The sequence below is a fragment of the Cycloclasticus sp. P1 genome (assembly GCF_000299965.1).
In the GTDB taxonomy this organism is placed as follows: Bacteria; Pseudomonadota; Gammaproteobacteria; order Methylococcales; family Cycloclasticaceae; genus Cycloclasticus; species Cycloclasticus pugetii.
Map to the genome: position 1 here is coordinate 1,764,301 of NC_018697.1, position 17,755 is coordinate 1,782,055.

The 17,755-nt window shown below is 42.0% G+C and carries 15 protein-coding genes; 5 read left to right on the forward strand and 10 right to left on the reverse strand.

Annotation, left to right across the window (positions count from 1 at the left end; all coding sequences use genetic code 11):
• Positions 1–24 precede the first annotated feature (24 nt).
• From Q91_RS08455 to Q91_RS08490, 8 genes are all read right to left on the reverse strand, one after another.
• Positions 25–876, reverse strand: a complete 852-nt coding sequence (locus Q91_RS08455) for an HlyC/CorC family transporter (protein WP_015006473.1) — start codon at positions 874–876, stop codon at positions 25–27.
• An 8-nt stretch (positions 877–884) separates the two neighbouring features.
• The gene (gene ybeY, locus Q91_RS08460; protein WP_015006474.1) at positions 885–1,343 is read right to left on the reverse strand and encodes an rRNA maturation RNase YbeY; all 459 of its coding nucleotides are present in this window, start codon (positions 1,341–1,343) and stop codon (positions 885–887) included.
• Entirely contained in the window at positions 1,340–2,302 is a 963-nt protein-coding gene (locus Q91_RS08465) for a PhoH family protein (RefSeq protein ID WP_015006475.1), read from the reverse strand. The genes ybeY and Q91_RS08465 overlap by 4 nt, the downstream gene beginning before the upstream one ends.
• A 1-nt stretch (position 2,303) precedes the next feature.
• Entirely contained in the window at positions 2,304–3,641 is a 1,338-nt protein-coding gene (gene miaB, locus Q91_RS08470; protein ID WP_015006476.1) for a tRNA (N6-isopentenyl adenosine(37)-C2)-methylthiotransferase MiaB, read from the reverse strand.
• 75 nt (positions 3,642–3,716) lie between these two features.
• Positions 3,717–4,526: an ABC transporter permease gene (locus Q91_RS08475; RefSeq protein ID WP_015006477.1), complete on the reverse strand. Its 810-nt coding sequence runs from the start codon at positions 4,524–4,526 to the stop codon at positions 3,717–3,719.
• Complete coding sequence (locus tag Q91_RS08480) at positions 4,523–5,257, reverse strand: ABC transporter ATP-binding protein (protein ID WP_015006478.1); 735 nt, start codon at positions 5,255–5,257, stop codon at positions 4,523–4,525. The genes Q91_RS08475 and Q91_RS08480 overlap by 4 nt, the downstream gene beginning before the upstream one ends.
• Positions 5,257–6,210 carry a PQQ-dependent catabolism-associated beta-propeller protein gene (locus Q91_RS08485; RefSeq protein ID WP_015006479.1) on the reverse strand — a complete coding sequence of 318 codons (954 nt, stop codon included), beginning with the start codon at positions 6,208–6,210 and terminating at the stop codon, positions 5,257–5,259. Before Q91_RS08485 ends, Q91_RS08480 begins: the two co-directional genes overlap by 1 nt.
• Before the next feature lie 8 nt (positions 6,211–6,218).
• Positions 6,219–7,403: an ABC transporter substrate-binding protein gene (locus tag Q91_RS08490; RefSeq protein ID WP_015006480.1), complete on the reverse strand. Its 1,185-nt coding sequence runs from the start codon at positions 7,401–7,403 to the stop codon at positions 6,219–6,221.
• Positions 7,404–7,757: 354 nt separating this feature from the next.
• Between Q91_RS08490 and Q91_RS08495 the strand changes: the two genes are divergently transcribed.
• Positions 7,758–8,567: an alpha/beta hydrolase gene (locus tag Q91_RS08495; protein ID WP_015006481.1), complete on the forward strand. Its 810-nt coding sequence runs from the start codon at positions 7,758–7,760 to the stop codon at positions 8,565–8,567.
• Between the two features lie 81 nt (positions 8,568–8,648).
• On the opposite strand, the gene Q91_RS08500 is transcribed toward Q91_RS08495, so the two are convergent.
• Both Q91_RS08500 and Q91_RS08505 read right to left on the reverse strand, forming a co-directional pair.
• Positions 8,649–13,487, reverse strand: coding sequence for an NAD-glutamate dehydrogenase (locus Q91_RS08500; protein ID WP_015006482.1), 4,839 nt, complete (start codon positions 13,485–13,487; stop codon positions 8,649–8,651).
• 100 nt (positions 13,488–13,587) lie between these two features.
• Complete coding sequence (locus tag Q91_RS08505; RefSeq protein ID WP_015006483.1) at positions 13,588–13,950, reverse strand: PilZ domain-containing protein; 363 nt, start codon at positions 13,948–13,950, stop codon at positions 13,588–13,590.
• 306 nt (positions 13,951–14,256) lie between these two features.
• On the opposite strand from Q91_RS08505, the gene Q91_RS08510 reads away from it, so the two are divergent.
• Genes Q91_RS08510 through glp form a run of 4 tightly spaced genes read left to right on the forward strand, consistent with a single transcriptional unit; the run spans position 14,257 to position 17,743 of the window.
• Entirely contained in the window at positions 14,257–15,078 is an 822-nt protein-coding gene (locus Q91_RS08510; protein ID WP_015006484.1) for a substrate-binding domain-containing protein, read from the forward strand.
• Positions 15,071–15,772, forward strand: coding sequence for an ABC transporter permease (locus Q91_RS08515; RefSeq protein ID WP_015006485.1), 702 nt, complete (start codon positions 15,071–15,073; stop codon positions 15,770–15,772). The genes Q91_RS08510 and Q91_RS08515 overlap by 8 nt, the downstream gene beginning before the upstream one ends.
• On the forward strand, positions 15,769–16,473 hold the full coding sequence (locus Q91_RS08520) for an energy-coupling factor ABC transporter ATP-binding protein (protein ID WP_015006486.1): 705 nt from the start codon (positions 15,769–15,771) through the stop codon (positions 16,471–16,473). The genes Q91_RS08515 and Q91_RS08520 overlap by 4 nt, the downstream gene beginning before the upstream one ends.
• A gap of 1 nt (position 16,474) precedes the next feature.
• A complete protein-coding gene (gene glp, locus Q91_RS08525) occupies positions 16,475–17,743 on the forward strand; it encodes a gephyrin-like molybdotransferase Glp (protein WP_015006487.1) in 1,269 nt (422 codons plus the stop codon).
• The last annotated feature ends 12 nt before the right edge of the window (positions 17,744–17,755 follow it).

The window sequence follows — 17,755 nt, forward strand, 5'->3', positions numbered from 1 at the left end:
TATTCGCCCTGCATTTTCCTGACTTTATTCTTCCTCAACCGCATCTAGAATGGTCATACGAAGTAAATGAACACGACGATTATCAGCCCTTAACACCTCAAATAAAAAGCCATCAATTTGTGTTTTTTCACCATGTTCAGGCACATGACCGAAGCTTTTAACCACCATACCACCCACTGTATCTACATCGTCTGGATAATCGGTTTCAAAACGTTCATTAAAATCGGCAATTTCGGTTAAGGCTTTAATGTTGTATTCATATTCGCTACGCTGAAGAATAAACGCTTCTTCTTCAAAATCATGCTCATCTTCAATCTCACCAACAATTTGCTCAAGCACATCTTCAATCGTGATAAGACCCGCAACTGAACCATACTCGTCAATCACAATCGCCATGTGATTTCTATTCGCACGAAACTCATGCAACATCACATTTAAACGCTTACTTTCAGGCACAAAAATCGCGGGGCGCATGACATCCTTTACGTCAAACTTTTCATCCTTATTAGTAACAACATAGTTCAATAAATCTTTCGCCAACAAAATACCAGCCACTTGTGAGGTTTCTTCATCTTGAACAGGAAAACGAGAGTGTGCTGACTCCGTCACGCGAGGAAAGATATCTTTCAATTCTGCTTCTCGAGGAATAAAAACTATCTGCGAACGAGGAATCATAATATCTCGCACCTGTAACTCTGAGACTTGCAAAACACCTTCAATCATCGCTAAGGCATCCTGCCCTAATAAATCTCTTTTCTCCGCATCACGCATTAACTGCACTAGGTCTTCACGATCTTTTGGCTCGCCCATTAGCGCCTGCCCTAATCGTTCTATCCAAGATCGATTTTCAAGTGTGTCATTTTTTGTCTGGTTCATATTATTGCTCAACCCTCATAAGGGTTCTTAATCCCGATACTATTCAAAAGTTTTATTTCTAACAATTCCATGACCTGAGCATCATCGTCATTAATGTGATCATAACCTTGAAGGTGTAAACAACCATGGATCACCATATGCGCCCAGTGTGCAGCCGCTTGCTTCCCCTGCTCTTCCGCCTCACGCAACACCACAGGTGCACAAATAACTAAGTCGCCTAGGGTTTCTTCCGATAAGGCACCGTCAGGCAAACCACTTGGGCTTTCGAACGGAAAGCTTAAAACATTCGTTGGCCCTTTCTTTTGACGATAGGCTTCATTTAAAGCAGCTGACTCATCTTCGTCTACCAATCTTATAACGACTTCAGCATCTTTTTGCTGTTGGAGTCCAAGTTTAACCCAATCAATCAACGATTGTTGCTCAGGCAATTCGCTACAGTCACTGGCTATTTGTAATTCAACACTCATGATTTAGCGTGCTTTTCATAGGCCGACACAATTTTTTGTACGATCGGATGCCTCACCACATCTGTATTTTTAAACTGCGTAAAACTAATGCTGTCTATGCCCTTTAAAATCTTCATGACCAATTTCAAACCCGATTCGGTATGCCCTGGTAGGTCTATCTGAGTAATATCACCCGTCACCACCACTGTAGACCCATAACCAATTCGTGTTAAAAACATTTTAATTTGTTCTGGCGTTGTATTTTGCGCCTCATCTAAAATAATAAATGCTTCGCTCAATGTTCGGCCTCGCATAAAAGCCAATGGCGCAATCTCTATTACATTTCGTTCAATAAGTTTTTCGACTCGCTCGACACCTAACATCTCATATAAAGCATCGTACAAAGGTCTTAAATATGGATTAATTTTTTCACTTAAATCGCCCGGTAAAAAACCCAGTCGTTCACCCGCCTCTACCGCTGGGCGAGCTAGAATAATTCGTGATACTTTCTCTGCTTCTAAGGCTTCTACTGCACAGGCTACAGCCAAATATGTTTTACCCGTCCCTGCCGGCCCAATGCCAAAAACAATATCATTTTTTGGAATACTTTTAACGTAAGACTGTTGGTTACCACCACGTGGCTTAATTACTTTTTTTCTAGTATGGATAACGGCGGTGTCATCTAGATCCACCGGTTGCTCTACAGACATCTTTGTTTCCTGCATTAATAAATGTACCTTTTCAGGTGTTAATTGATCGCTTTCGGTACTTTTATACAGCGCTTTTAACGCCGTAATCGCTACTCCAACCCCAATCTCCAAACCGGTCACGCTAAAATGATGCCCTCGATGTTTTACATCAACATCTAAACGCCGTTCTAACTGTGTGATATGCTCATTAAATTGGCCGCACAAACTGGCCAAACGTTTATTGTTGGCTGGCGTTAAGATCACATCAGTGGTTTTAAGTTTGCTACTCAATTTATGAAGCTGTACGCCTTTCTTGAAGAGACTGACTAGCCTCCCTATCTGCTGCTGTCACTACCCGTCCCCTTAGAGAGTATGGCAAGGCTTCTGTAATTAACACATCAACAAATTGCCCTTTTAGCCGAGTATGGCCAGCAAAGTTTACAACGCGATTATTCTCTGTACGCCCGGTCATTTGTAAAGAATTCTTCTTTGACTCACCTTCCACCAAAAGCCGTTGAACAGTGCCAACCATGCTTTTCGAAATATCTGCCGTTTGCTGGGTAATAATATTCTGTAGTCGCTCAAGACGTTGCTTTTTAACATCCATATCAATATCATCTGGCATTTCTGCCGCTGGCGTTCCTGGACGAGCACTAAAAATAAAGCTAAATGAAAAGTCGAAGCCTATTTTTTCGATTAGCTGTATGGTGTCTTCAAACTCCTCATCGGTTTCTTGTGGAAAACCAACAATGAAGTCTGATGAAAAGCTCATATTCGGACGAATCTTTTTAAGACGTTGAAGTTTTTCAATATATAAATCTATTTCATGCCCGCGTTTCATTCGTGCCAACACGCTATTGCTGCCGCTTTGCACTGGCAAATGAAGGTGATCAACTAACTCTGGAATATCCTCATACGCTTGAATTAAACTTTCTGAAAACTCCTTTGGGTGTGATGTGGTATATCGGATACGATCAATACCATCAATTGCTGCAACGTAATGCAGCAGTAACGCAAAATCAGCGATATCTCCATCGCTCATTTCTCCGCGATAGGCGTTAACATTTTGCCCCAATAAATTAACTTCTCTAACCCCTTGCGACGCTAAACTCGATACTTCTGCAATCACATCATCTAAAGGTCTACTGACTTCCTCGCCGCGTGTATAGGGAACAACGCAAAAGGTACAATATTTACTGCACCCTTCCATAACTGATACGAAGGCTTTCGGCCCTTCTGCACGAGGTTCTGGCAAATTATCAAACTTTTCAATTTCCGGAAAAGAAATGTCCATTACCAGTTTCTTTTTTGTTTGCGCCTCTTTCAACATCGCTGGTAAACGGTGCAAGGTCTGTGGACCAAACACTACATCAACATAGGGTGCTCTTCGCCGTATAATTTTGCCCTCTTGACTGGCAACACAACCACCTACGCCTATTAATAAGTCGGGGTTCTTTTCTTTCAATGGGCGCCAGCGCCCTAATTGATGAAAAACACGCTCTTGTGCTTTTTCTCTAATTGAGCAGGTATTAAGCAGCAATACATCTGCTTCTTTTTCATTATCTGTTAACCGTAGGTCATGCGATTGCGCAAGCACATCCGCCATTTTTTCAGAATCATATTCATTCATCTGACAACCATGGGTGCGTATAAAAAGTTTTTTAGTCATATTCGTTAATTTTAACACGCAACGAGAGGCCGTTGCTCAACTTGGTCCACCAGCTTTTCTTACCATCATGCCCTTTGATGGGTTATAACCCCAAACGGCCACTAACAAAAACACAATAAACGCCACTAAGGTATACACAAAAGCAGCTAGGTTAAACTGCCCATACAGCGCAAATCGAAGCAACTCAACCGCTTGTGAAAACGGATTATAACTTGCCAAGGTATGCAATAACTCGCTTGATTCTTTAATTTTCCATAACGGATAAAGCGCCGTAGACATAAAAAACATTGGAAAAATAACAAAATTCATCACCCCTGCAAAGTTTTCTAACTGTTTTATAAAAGACGACAGCAACATTCCTAACGCTCCTAGCATTAAACCCGCTAGGACCAACGCCGGAAATAAAGTCAGATAGCCCAGCCATGGTGCTTGAATGTCATAGAACCACGCAATCAGCAAAAACACATACGCTTGAAGGATCGAAACAAACGTCCCGGCCATTAATTTTCCAGTGAGTAAAAACCAACGTGGCAAAGGGCTAACTAAGAGTGTTTTCATGCTACCCATTTCGCGATCATAGACCATCGATAAGGAACTTTGCATGCCATTGAAGAGTTGAATCATGCCAATCAAACCAGCAGTAATATACACCTCATACAATATGTACGTTTCATACGGTGGCATAATCGCAATTCCCAAGGTAGAGCGAAAACCCGCTGCAAAAACAAACAACCAAACCAAGGGCCTAACTAACGCCGCAATAAAACGTTCACGTTGAAGCAAAAATCGCCACAACTCTCGTTTTATAATACCTTTCAATGCAATAAAGGCATGCTTAAGCCTCATGATGATATCCCCTGTGTTAAGCGCTTAAACGCACGGGAGATGTCATCTGTAGAGTCCCCACCACATACTTGGCTCACCGGCCCTTGTGCTTTGATTTCCCCTTGATGCAAAACAAGCAACTTATCAGACGGATACACCTCATCGATCAAATGCGTTGCCCAAAGAACCGACAACCCATCATCTTTGCATAACGCATGCACGTGCTCAACAATCCCTTTACGGCTTGACACATCCAAACCAACAGTGGGCTCATCTAATAACAATAAAGATGGCTTATGTAACAGCGCTCTGGCTATTTCCACACGCCGACGATGCCCGCCATTGAGCTGACGAATTTTTTCATCTTTACGCGCCAACATACCCTGCCTTTCTAGTTCTTCACTTACTCGAACGGAAGCCTGTTTACGCGACATACCGTGCAACGAGGCGTGATAATAAAGATTTTGCAGAACACTTAAATCCATATCTAGTGTTGTTTGCTGAAACACCACCCCTAAATTCGCCAAAGCCTGACAAGCTTGCGTCTTAACGTTAAACCCATTAATGCTAATTTCACCGGAACGACTGTCGTACAAATGCGTTATCAACGAAAACAAGGTCGACTTACCCGCACCATTAGGCCCTAACAAAATAGCGCACTCACCAGCTGCTATTGAAAAATTAATGTCCGATAAGGCTGCTGTATTTCCATACGCATAACTTAGCGTTTTAACAGCTAATGAAAGACTCATTATTTAACCGCAATACCCCAAGGGTAACGACCAACCCGTACAGATTTTGTTACTGTTAAGGTTTCCACATCAATAATCGAAATGTCATTACTGGCACCATTAGTTGTATACAACCGCTTTAAGTCTGGCGAAAACGCAAGGTTCCATACCCGCTGGCCAACTAATAAATACTTGATGACCGTCATTGTTTCAATATCCAAAACAGCAACACGGTTCGCAGGACCCAACGCAACAAATAAAAATTTATTATTCGGGTGCGCCAACACACCGACCGGTTGAATAAGCGCCTTATCAACCCCGGCTATTTCAAACTGTACTTTACTGACAATTTGCTTCGTCGACACATTAATACGAGACAAAGAACCTGCTATTTCAGAGCTTACAAACAGCGCTTGACCGTCTACAGAAAACTCTGCTGCCCTAGGACGTGAATCGACCAAGGTATTCTCTTTTATCGTTTGCTCTGTAGGATCAATCCAATGGACCATATTAGTTGTTTCAGATGTATTAACTACCCACTTTCCATCAAGAGACACAGCAATACCTTCAGGTTCCACGCCAACCGGGATCTCAGCAATTACGTTCTTTGTTTGCAAATCAATCACTGTGACAATATTGTCATCTTCATTAGATACGTACAACCAAAGGCCATTAGGGTGAATCTTGAACAATTCCGGGTCATCACCTGATGGCAGCTCACCCACCACCTTTAAGCTTGCGGTATCTATAACCTGAATGGTGTCATCGTCACTCGCTGCGACATAGAGTTGTGTTTTATCGTTGTTGAAGGCTACACCACGTGGGCGCTGACCCAACGGCACTGTTTGCAACAACTGCCCTGTTTCACCGTTAACCACAGCCAAGGCGTTGTCTTTTTCTAATGTTATATAAAGTGTATCTGCAAAACTGACTGTCGAAAAAATTATTAAAAACGCGAAGAGGTATTTATTCATTATTATTTTTAGCGTAATTCACATGTTGATTCGAGCTTATCATACCCTAGCGTATCTAAATAAGTCCGCGGGTGTAAAAACTCTTTAAGCGGCAATACCGAGACAATTGAGCGTGGCGTTGCCAATAAAACAGGCTGACGTAACTGTTGATTCCAACGCCTAAATGTAAGCTTTACACCTTTAAAACCGGCCAAACTAAAACGATCACTGAGGATATATTTTTTTACTTCAGCTGGCTCCATTTTATTGGCTCGTGTCACCGCCTCACCTACCGTACGAACGGCTAACCATGACGAGTAATCAACATCATTCATCCAGCGGCCAGCTTGCTTATAAAACCTATTTTGCATTTGAACTGCGCCCCATCGCTCGTGGGTTCTATGCCAAGCACTTGGCACTAAACCCTGCGTGCCAATAATAGGTCGAGGTAACCAAGTATTCATCGTTAAGTATTCACCAAATAAACCTTTTACATCCGCTACCGCTAAAACATCATACTCAGCGCCCTGAGTAAATACAGGGATTTCTGCTTGCGCTGTGCGACGAGCATCATGATCAAAATTCCACGTTTTTTCTTTTACGATTTTTATCCCAAAACGTTTTGCAGCACGCTTAATAGCATTAGCAAAGCGTTGGTCTTCTTCATCGTTCCCCTTAACCAAAAACCAATTTTGCCAGCGTTTTTTCAGCATCCATTGAGCAAGTGCATCTGCTTTCATAGCATCACTTGGAATAATATGAAAGATGTTTGCACTACAACTGTTATTCCTTAGCCTGTCATCTGTCGATGAAACATTGAAGAGCAATATATTCTTCGGCTTGGCCAAGGCAGAGATTTTTTCCAGTGTTGATGCTTGAACATCGACGAGGATATAGCGATAACCTCCTTCTACCAATAGATTGAAGGCGCTAATTACATCAGCATGAAGAGGCACCTCAATGTGCTTCAAGTCATAATGATGTCCTGTAAATTGCCCTGTGGTATTATTATCCTTGATGCCTAAGGTGGCTCCTTGAATACCTTCATCCGTTAGTATTGGGTCAAGGTTTGATAAGGCCGGCGGCACTGCTCTTTTTTCCGTAAGCAAGGCCAAACTCACCTTAACATCATTTGCTAGCACATGATTGGAGCCCATCACCATTAAGCAAGTTAAGAAAAAAACCACGCGCTTGTTTAATACCATATTATTCATTTTTTAACCGGCTCTTTAGCAATGGACACTGCCCTTTCAAGCGCTTCATGCGCCATCTGTGTGCAGCTTGACTTGTTTTTGATTTTATTTTGATTAAAACAGCACGTCTAGTGCAATTAAAGTCTAGAATGTGAGGCAAAAAAAAGCGACTCATAAAGAGTCGCCAAGAGGAGGAGAACATTATTACATTGGGCAGCGATCTGAGAGCAGAGCTGCAGTAACAATGTGATATGAATATTATATTGCTTTGCAGCATACGTCAAGACTTATTCTAAAATTTACACATAAAAAGTTAGCCCGCTTTAAATAAAAGGAAAATAATGATTAATACATCTAAATATAATCGAGGTAGCAATGAACATTGAATCCTCGGCAGAAAACCCAGCTTTAGATGTTATTGAGCGCCACCCTAACAAAGCGACTCGCAAACCCATCTTATTTATTCATGGTGCGAACATGTCTGCATGGTGTTGGGACGAATACTTTATGCCTTTTTTTGCAGACCTGGGGCATCCAACCTATGCCATCAATCTACGCGGCCACGGGAAAAGCGGCGGAAGCGCCATGCTCGCTTCAAATAGCATTGCCGATTATGTTAATGACATTCAACGAGTTATCGATGAAATTGGCGAACCCCCAATTCTGATTGGTCACTCCTTAGGTGGGCTGATTATTCAAAAATATATAGAAAAGGAAACCGTTCCTGCCTGCATACTGATGGCTAGTGTTCCTGTTGACGGTCTTATTCCATCAATTATTGATTTGGCCTTGAACCCAACTTTTTATATGCAAATGAACCTTGGCGAACTTATCGGCACGTGGTTTTCACCGGTTGATCTAACGCGTAAATCTATATTTGCTGGCCACGTTAATGACGATGTTGTAATCCGTTATTGTGCTGAAATGCAACAAGGCTCTCCAAAAGCTTTGCTTGATACCTTATGGCTTGGTCTGCCTACGTACAAAAACCCTTTCGAGATCCCGATGTTGGCGCTCAGTGCTGATGAGGATACTTTCTTTAGGCCCGCACACATCAGAAAAACAGCAAAGGCATACAAGGCAGACTTCATTAATATGAAAAAAATGGGGCATACCATGATGATTGACGCTCACTGGCGTGAAAGTGCTGAAACCATTCAGCATTGGCTAGAAAAAAACCTTTAGCCGCTCATTAACGACATATACCTTAATAAAAAGGGCTGAATACACAGCCCTTTTTACGATCACTTAAAGCACCACAGCGATTTAAGATATCATCGCTTTGCTTTTCTCAACAATTAAGTGAAGTTTCTTCAAAATGACTGATAATTGCTCAATTTCCATTTCACTTTCAGCTTGAATTAATGACACCAAGTGCAAATAACGATCAATATCAGCGCGTTGAGTAGAGCACCACTCAGTGAGCCTTTTTTCCGTAGTATCGCCTTTATCAAATGATTTAAGTATAGCCGTTAACAAGGCACGATTTTCAGCATGCAATTCATCTCGTAAAGCCGACCGAGCCAAGGATTGCCAGTAATTTTTCCGCGGTAAATAACTAATACATCCATGCAACCAACTGAGTTTAAGTTCGTTACTAACCACCGAATACACAGACAGAACATCCTCTATACCTCGATCAACAATACTGTTCACCGCAATAATATCTAAAGCAACAAACTCCAACTCTAGACAGGCAATCTTGTTAGCTAATACCTCATCCACGCCGCCTTCTTGGTAGTAAGCAGCTCGCTGCTCAACATGCTCTTTTTCAACGTCTGAAGCATGCGTTATCATCTTTTCCCCTATTAGGGAAACATTCTTAGCAAACTCATCAGTCACGTCGGTAACTGAAACGACTTGCGAACGGTTTCTCTGCAACCAATACATCGTACGTTCAACCAGCTTTCGTACATTCATCAACATATCGATCTGCACTTTGGGCGATACTTTATTATCTAGCGCCTCAATCTCGCTCCATATCACTTCTATATTAAAAATCTCGCAAGCAATCTTATAATTTTTAATAACCTCATCAATACAGGCACCCGCTTCATCTTTCATTCTAAAGGCAAATGATGGCCCTAGCCGGTTTACCATACTGTTAACTACCTGATTAACAATGATATCGTCTCGTAAGCGATGCTCCTCAATAGCGCTTACAAATTTATCCCGTAAGTTTGATGGGAAGTATGCCAATAACTCTTGTTTAAAATTTTCATCTTGTATAACTGAAGCGCCCTTCATTAAGTCCTTTAAAAGTAACTTGCTATAGGCAAAAATCACCGCCAACTCTGGGCGATGCAAGCCCTCGCCTTTAGCCTTCCGTTCTTCTATTTCTTCTTGGTTTGGTAAGAACTCAACTGTACGGTCTAACCGACCCTCTTGACCAAGTTGGTTGATCAAACGCCCATGCACTTCCAGCATGTCTGAGGATTGGCTTTCAACCATCGTAATGGCTTGTGTTTGCAGGTAATTATTTCTTAGTACCAACGTACTGACCTCATCGGTCATCTTGGCAAGAAGAGCATTACGCTGCTTAATGGTCATATCGCCTTGCTCAACCAATTTATTAAGTAAGATTTTAATATTCACTTCGTGGTCTGAGCAATCCACACCTGCAGCATTATCAATAGCATCGGTATTAATGCGCCCTTTAGCCGCGTATTCAATCCGGCCTAATTGGGTAAACCCTAAATTTCCGCCTTCACCCACCACTTTGCAAGCAAGCTCTCGACCGTTAACCCTTAGTGCATCATTGGCCCGATCTCCTACATCAGCATCCGTCTCGATGCTAGATTTTACATACGTTCCTATACCACCGTTCCACAACAAATCTACCGGCGCTTTTAGCATCGCTCGAATAAGATTATTAGGCGTTAACACCTTATCGCTAACGCCTAATAACTCCTGTATTGGTGGCGTGAGGGCAATAGATTTATCTGCCCTTGAAAAAACACCTCCACCCTTCGAAATCAACGCCTTGTCATAGTCACTCCATGATGAACGTGGCAATTTAAATAACCGCTTACGCTCTTCAAATGAAGCACTGATATCGGGGTCTGGGTCTAAAAAAATGTGCATATGATTAAATGCACCGATAAGCCTAATCTTTTCAGATAACAACATTCCGTTGCCAAACACATCTCCGGCCATATCGCCAATTCCGATCACGCTAAAAGGAGTTGTTTGAGTATCGACGCCTATCTCTCTAAAGTGTCGCTTTACCGACTCCCAAGCCCCTTTGGCGGTAATGCCCATTTTTTTATGGTCATACCCGACAGAACCTCCTGATGCAAATGCATCACCCAGCCAAAAGTCACGCTCAATAGCTATATTATTCGCAATATCAGAGAACGTTGCTGTCCCTTTATCTGCCGCCACCACTAGATAAGGATCATCATCGTCATACCGCACCACATCATGTGGCGGTATCACTTTTTCACCTTTCAAATTATCAGTGATATCTAACAAGGCACCAATAAAAATACTATAACAAGCAACCACTTCTTCCATCATCTCGTCACGCGTTAAGCCGTCTAGAGAACGCTTAACGATAAAACCACCTTTAGCGCCAGTTGGCACGATCACCGCATTTTTTGACATCTGCGCTTTCATCAAGCCTAAAATTTCTGTTCTAAAGTCCTCTTTTCGATCTGACCAACGCAAGCCACCACGCGCAACTGAGCCCCCTCTTAAATGTACCCCTTCAACACGAGGCGAATAAACAAATATTTCAAATTTTGGTCGCGGAGACGGCAACTCGGTCAGCGCTTCTGGGTTTAGCTTAAACGAGAGATACGGCACACCCGTACTATCGACAGTGCATTGGTAATAATTTGTCCGTAATGTTGACTGAATTAAATTCAAATACCGCCGTAGAATTCGATCTTCATCTAGCGACACGACCGTCTCAATTTCAGCAAGAATCTCTGCTTCCTGCTGCCCAATTTTTGTTTTTTTAGCGTTAATAGATGGGTCAAATCTAAGCTCAAATAAGCGCACTAAATGCCCCGCAATAATTGGGTTACTTTGCAAAGTTTGCTGAACATATGCCTGGCTAAAGGTTATTCCTGCTTGCCGCAAATACATATAATAGGCACGCAGTAACATAATCTGTTTCCAATCAAGGTTTGCCTTAATGACAAGCTGATTAAATCCATCGTTCTCAATATTTCCAGTCCAAACCTTTTCAAAAACCAATTGAAAGTTTTCTTTTATACTTTCTATGTCAGGCAGTTCTGTGTTGTACACCAAACCAAAATCATGCACCCAGTAACTCGACTGTGATGATAGATCAGTCACTTCAAACGGTCGCTCATCAAACACCGTAACACCCATGTTTTCTAGTACCGGTAACGTTTGCGATAAAGGAGCTGGCACCCCCTTATTAATTAACTTAAATTGTAAACCCTCGCCGTGCGACTCTAATGGTTGATACAAAGACATTTGAATTTGTTGGTCGGCACTGACTTTTAAACGTTCGGCTTTTTCAATATCGGCCACAGCAAACCTAGCTGGATAGTTATCTTTATAAGCCGAAGTAAAACCATCACCATAACGATTCCAAAGCTCTGTGCCTTTCGTTTCCCCATGTCGATGAACTAAAGAAGATAATAAATCGTCCTTCCAATCTCTGAGCGCTTCAATGATTTCACTTTCCACTTCAGATACATCAAACTCACCCACCCAATCAGTATTGGTATGCACCATAAAATGAATCCGTGCAAAAATAGACTCGCTAAACTGGACATTAAAATCTACGCTATCGGTTTGCAGTTTAGCGCAAATGATCTGCTCCATTTTTTTCCTAGCCATCGTGTTGTAGCGATCTCTAGGCACATAAACAAGCATTGATACGAAGCGCCCATACGCATCAATTCTTGCAAACACCCGAGTCCGTTGACGTTCTTTTAATTTTAGAACCCCCAGCGCTAAACTCAGTAATTGCTCATCATTTGAATGAAATAACTCATCTCGAGGCAAATCTTCTAGCACATTCATTAACGATTTGCCGCTGTGACTATTTTCCTTGAAGTTTGATTTAGCAAAAACTTTGCTGATTTTTTTGCGTATTAAGGGGATTTCTCTCACCCTGACAAGGTAAGCGGCTGATGTGTATAGCCCTAAAAATCGATACTCGCCAACCACCTCACCGTGTTTATTGAATTTTTTTACCCCAACATAATCCATATACGCAGGACGATGAATAATAGATTTTGTGGTTGCCTTAGTCACAATTAATGGGCATGGCTCACTCATAAAGTCGCATGCCTTATCCGTTATAGGAATAACATCAGCTTGTGGGATAGCCGCTAGCTTATCTCTTAATATGCCTTTACCGGAACCTTCTACAATTTTAAAACCATCCGATTCATTACCTTTAACCAACTCATATTCCCGACAGCCAAGAAATAAAAAATTATCGTCTTTAAGCCAGCTTAAAAAGGCTAACGATTCGTCAATATCTTCATTATTATCTTTTGGCGAAAACTCTTTTAGCATCTCGGCAGACTGCTGAAGTGAATTAATACTAGCTTTCCAGTCTTCATTAACCGCCGTATTGTAGATGATCACTTTTTGAACTTGATCTGCCAACACCTCAAGCCCGCCTCCCTTTGAAGCCTGGCGATCAACTTCTAATCGAATCATTGACTCACTGACAGTGCGCTCTTTACTTTGCCCAGGCTTAAGAAGGCCATTTTCATCACGCACGACTTCAATAATGGGGTGAACAACCAAGTGACAAGTTAAGCCGCTTTGATTTAAATTCATTGTTAACGAATTCAATAAAAACGGTCTATCCATGGTGACTATTTCTATGATGCTATAAGGGGATTGCCAGCCATGAGTTTCAAAGTCAGGGTTATAGACATTGACTTTAGACTCTTCACCGTGCCTAGACTGCGCTAAATTCCAATGCGCAATCGCCGCTCCATACAGGTCATCCAGCTCTCTTTCTGCTAAATCCTCCCAAGCCACGTCACGATAATATTCGTTAATAAAGCTCCGAATAATAGGCTCTTCTTTTTTATCAAAACGGTGATTGATAATTTTTTCTAGCTGAGAAAAAATTTGTTCTTTTTCTTTTAACTCTGTCACCATTAACAGCCTCTCTATTGATCGATAAAATTAAGTATAGGAGATTTTCTTTAAGATGTGCTTATTTTGCTGGCTACTGGGTAATAGATAAGCTTATCGCCCCCTACAACCGTTGCTGCTGTATGAAGTTTTCTAATTGTTGCTGCCCCTGTTGTTCAAGCCGTATGAACTTAAGGTTAAAACAAAATAAATCCTGTGCTAAGCGGTAACTATTTTGTATGCTGCACGTGGCTTTAAGCGAGTTATCTTCCATCTCAAATTCAACACCCAAGTGCAGTGGTTTTGCTGGATTTAATTGATAGCCTTTCGGCATAATCATTTGCGCGGTCATTTGGTCACAGCAGATGCCTAACCCACCTACAGAAATATTTTCCCCTCTCACTATCAACGTTATACGCTCGGCTGTTTCCAACTTCACCTCTTGTTGATAGTCAACTCTTACATATTGTCGTTCATAAACTCTCACTGTAGATCCACCTTACTCTAAGTAAGTCGCAATTAAATAGTTTCTAAGGTTTTCGTGTACAACAGTTTTAGCTCTGTACCTGCCCAACCAACAACAATACAGATCACCTTACCGCTAATGTTAATAACCTTATTGTGTTTTTCTTCATACCCTCAGCCATCTATTGTACAGGCCTGCAAATAAAGACAAAATACCTTAACAACACGGCTAATTGCTGCGACTAAGCGATAAAATAATGCTTTCCCTTGCTCCGTTAGCATCCCAACGTTAACATTGAATTTTTAAACTAAAGACTCTCTATATAAAGTGAAAAAAAGCTGTCTACTTATCACTCTTCTATCGCTGATTTTTAGCGCCATAAGTTATGCTCAAGACCCCTTACGCCTAGCAACGACAACAAGCACTGAGAATTCAGGTCTTTTGGCACAATTACTACCCGCCTTTACTCAGCAAACAGGCATCCAAGTTGATGTAATTGCCGTAGGAACCGGCAAAGCACTTCAAATGGCCCGCAAAGGCGATGCCGACGTTGTGATGGTTCATGCAAGACAAGCCGAAAATATTTTTATTGCCGAAGGTTTTGGCGTTAATCGACGTGATGTGATGGAAAATGACTTCGTCATCGTCGGCCCTGTTACCGACCCTGCTCATATTAAAAACCAGAAAAACACACTGAATGCACTCAAGCAAATTGCCGCTAAGCAAGTGTCTTTTATTTCTCGTGGAGATAATTCTGGAACACATAATAAAGAACGCTCCATATGGGGCCAAGCTAATTTGAAGCCCCGTGGCCCTTGGTATAAGGAAGCAGGACAAGGCATGGGAAAAGTATTGTTAATGGCTGATGAATTGGGCGCTTATACCTTAACTGACCGAGGCACTTGGCTGGCCTATAAAGACAAACTGTCACTCACTATTTTAAATCAAGGCAGTGTTTTACTAAAAAACCCTTATGGCATTATTGCGGTAAATCCTGCTTTGCATAAAGACATTCAATACTTAAAAGCCATGTCACTTATCGCTTGGGTAACCTCGCCAGCAGGACAACGCCTTATCGATACCTTTCAAAAAAACGAGCAACGTCTTTTTTACCCAACCGCCATTAAAGACGTCATGACCAGTGAATGATTTAAGCCAAGCTTGCATAAATGCCTTTCAGTTGTTACTGAGCGGTCATGATGATATTTGGGAAATTATCTCGCTCTCATTTGGCGTATCTATGTCGGCTATTTTGATTGCCACGCCCTTTGCGATGCTGATTGCCTTTATATTGGCTTTTTTCGAATTTCCCTTGCGTAGAGTGCTCATTTCTTTATTCAATACCTTTATGTCTGTCCCCGCCGTCATTGTTGGCTTAACACTTTATTTAATTTTATCGCGTAGCGGCCCATTAGGAGATTTGAGGCTTTTATTCACCAGCCAAGCAATGGTTATCGGCCAAGTTATGCTGAGCTTTCCATTATTAGTCGCAATGGCTCATGCCTCTTTTCAAGCTGCAGACCGGCGCGCTTGGGAAACGGCTATCACCTTAGGCGCAAAGCCTTGGAGGGCTTTTTTCACACTAATATACGAAGTACGTTTTGGCTTAATTGCTGCTGTTGTTGCCGGCTTTGGTCGCGTGGTTGCTGAAATTGGTTGTTCTATGATGGTTGGCGGTAATATTCTTCACTCCACACGTAACATTCCTACCGCTATCGCCTTAGAAACCAGCAAAGGCGAGTTCGCTCAAGGCATTGCACTTGGCATGGTTTTACTGTTACTGTCCTTAAGCTTGAATGCAGGCATTTCGATCTTTCAAGGTAAAGGGGAATTAAAAGCATGAGCACATTAGTTAGTTATAAAAACCTCGCCATTACCTTGTCTGGAAAACTGGTTTTAAATATCAAGCATCTCGATATACCCGCCCACCAATGCACACTCTTAACTGGTCAAAATGGATCGGGAAAAACCACGTTATTAAAAATAATGAGTGGTTTATTAAAGCCTGATTCAGCCAGCATTAACTACCAAGGTTTAACGCTCAACTGGAAGCAAGCCAAAGCTTACATCCAAAAAGACATCATCTATTTACATCAACAACCGTATTTATTTGATGCCAGCGTTACTGACAATATTGCTTATGGACTGTATCGATCAGGCGAACGCAAAAGCAATGTGCATAAAAAAGTCACGCAAGCATTAGATTGGGCAGATTTATCGCATCTTGCCCACCGCCCAGCCAAACAATTATCTGGCGGTGAAAAACAACGTGTTGCGTTGACTCGCGCACGTATTTTATCGCCGCGCTTATTGCTGCTAGACGAACCAACCGCAAGTATGGACAGTACTGCAAAACAACAAACAGCCAAGCTATTACAGCGACTCAAAGATGAAGGGGTTACCATTATGATCAGCAGCCACGAAGCACATACTGTTGAACATATTGCCGATCACCATATTCATATTGAGCATGGTAATGCCCTAATACGTCCACCTAATTCAAATAACGTGACAATGATAAACACCGCAAAAAAAACTTCATAATATGAATAGAGTAGACGTACAAAGTAGTTGTAGCGACGACAATGAAGCAGACACCTTAAGCGTCGATGCCGCCTTGCTGAAAATGTTAAACGCTGTTGCAGAAAAAAGCGGCAGTGAACATATTCCATTAACTTCGGCTGTTGACCGAATACTCGCAGCCCCCATTCTTTCGCCAATCAACGTTCCTTCACACCGCAATGCAGCCGTTGATGGCTATGCAATAATACATACTGATTTACCCAGCAGCGGGGAAATCAAAACATTAAACATTGTTGGTCGTATTGTTGCTGGGCACCCTTATAAAGGTCGCTTAAAGCAAGGCGAGTGCCTACAAATAATGACTGGCGCACAAATGCCTGACGCTGCCGATACCGTTATTATGCAAGAACATGTAGAAATACATGACAACACCATTCATATTGATGCACGGCATAAAAACGGACAAAATGTTCGCCAAGCAGGCGAAGATATCCAACAAAATCATACTGTTTTGGAAGCAGGCATTAAATTAACACCGCCACAAATTGGTCTCATTGCCTCTTTAGGTATTTCAGAAGTTCATGTTAAAACGCCACTAACCATTGCTGTTTTTTCAACCGGTGATGAACTTCTTAGCCTTGGAGAGCCTCCACGTGAGGGCTGTATTTATGACAGTAACCGCTACAGTATGATTTCTGCATTAAAGAAAATAGGCTGCAAGGTATTAGACATGGGCATCATTGCAGACGACCCCGAACAATTACGCAGCGCTTTTAAACTAGCATCAAACAGTGCCGATGTTATTTTCACCTCTGGCGGCGTGTCTGTTGGAGCCGCCGATTACACCAAACAAATACTCGCAGAAACTGGCTCTATCAATTTTTGGAAAGTCTCTATAAAACCCGGTAGGCCCATTGCCTTTGGCCATATAGACAATACAACGTTTTTTGGCTTACCCGGTAACCCTGTCGCAGTAATGGTCACCTTTTATCAATTTGCCTTACCCTGCCTACAAAAAATGATGGGGCTAACAACACCATTAATTTGCCCAACTATTCAAGCCAAGAGCACACACTCTATTCGAAAAATTGCAGGACGTACTGAGTTCCAGCGTGGATTTTTATCAAAGAACAATAACGGCGAATGGGAAGTCAGCACCACAGGAAAACAAGGCTCTGGTATCTTACGATCAATGAGTGATGCAAATGCCTTTATCATTCTTGAACACGAGCGCCCCTCCATCAATAAAGGCGACTGGGTAATAACGCAGCCATTTTCGGCCCTTTTTTAAGGCTTTATAAGC

Bases quoted from the DNA above. Each gene is read 5' to 3' on its own strand.
- Q91_RS08455 (WP_015006473.1), bottom strand. From the start codon at position 876: ATGAACCAGACAAAAAATGACACACTTGAAAATCGATCTTGGATAGAA.
- ybeY (WP_015006474.1), bottom strand. From the start codon at position 1,343: ATGAGTGTTGAATTACAAATAGCCAGTGACTGTAGCGAATTGCCTGAG.
- miaB (WP_015006476.1), bottom strand. From the start codon at position 3,641: ATGAATGAATATGATTCTGAAAAAATGGCGGATGTGCTTGCGCAATCG.
- Q91_RS08475 (WP_015006477.1), bottom strand. From the start codon at position 4,526: ATGAGGCTTAAGCATGCCTTTATTGCATTGAAAGGTATTATAAAACGA.
- Q91_RS08480 (WP_015006478.1), bottom strand. From the start codon at position 5,257: ATGAGTCTTTCATTAGCTGTTAAAACGCTAAGTTATGCGTATGGAAAT.
- Q91_RS08485 (WP_015006479.1), bottom strand. From the start codon at position 6,210: ATGAATAAATACCTCTTCGCGTTTTTAATAATTTTTTCGACAGTCAGT.
- Q91_RS08490 (WP_015006480.1), bottom strand. From the start codon at position 7,403: ATGAATAATATGGTATTAAACAAGCGCGTGGTTTTTTTCTTAACTTGC.
- Q91_RS08495 (WP_015006481.1), top strand. From the start codon at position 7,758: ATGAACATTGAATCCTCGGCAGAAAACCCAGCTTTAGATGTTATTGAG.
- Q91_RS08500 (WP_015006482.1), bottom strand. From the start codon at position 13,487: ATGGTGACAGAGTTAAAAGAAAAAGAACAAATTTTTTCTCAGCTAGAA.
- Q91_RS08520 (WP_015006486.1), top strand. From the start codon at position 15,769: ATGAGCACATTAGTTAGTTATAAAAACCTCGCCATTACCTTGTCTGGA.
- glp (WP_015006487.1), top strand. From the start codon at position 16,475: ATGAATAGAGTAGACGTACAAAGTAGTTGTAGCGACGACAATGAAGCA.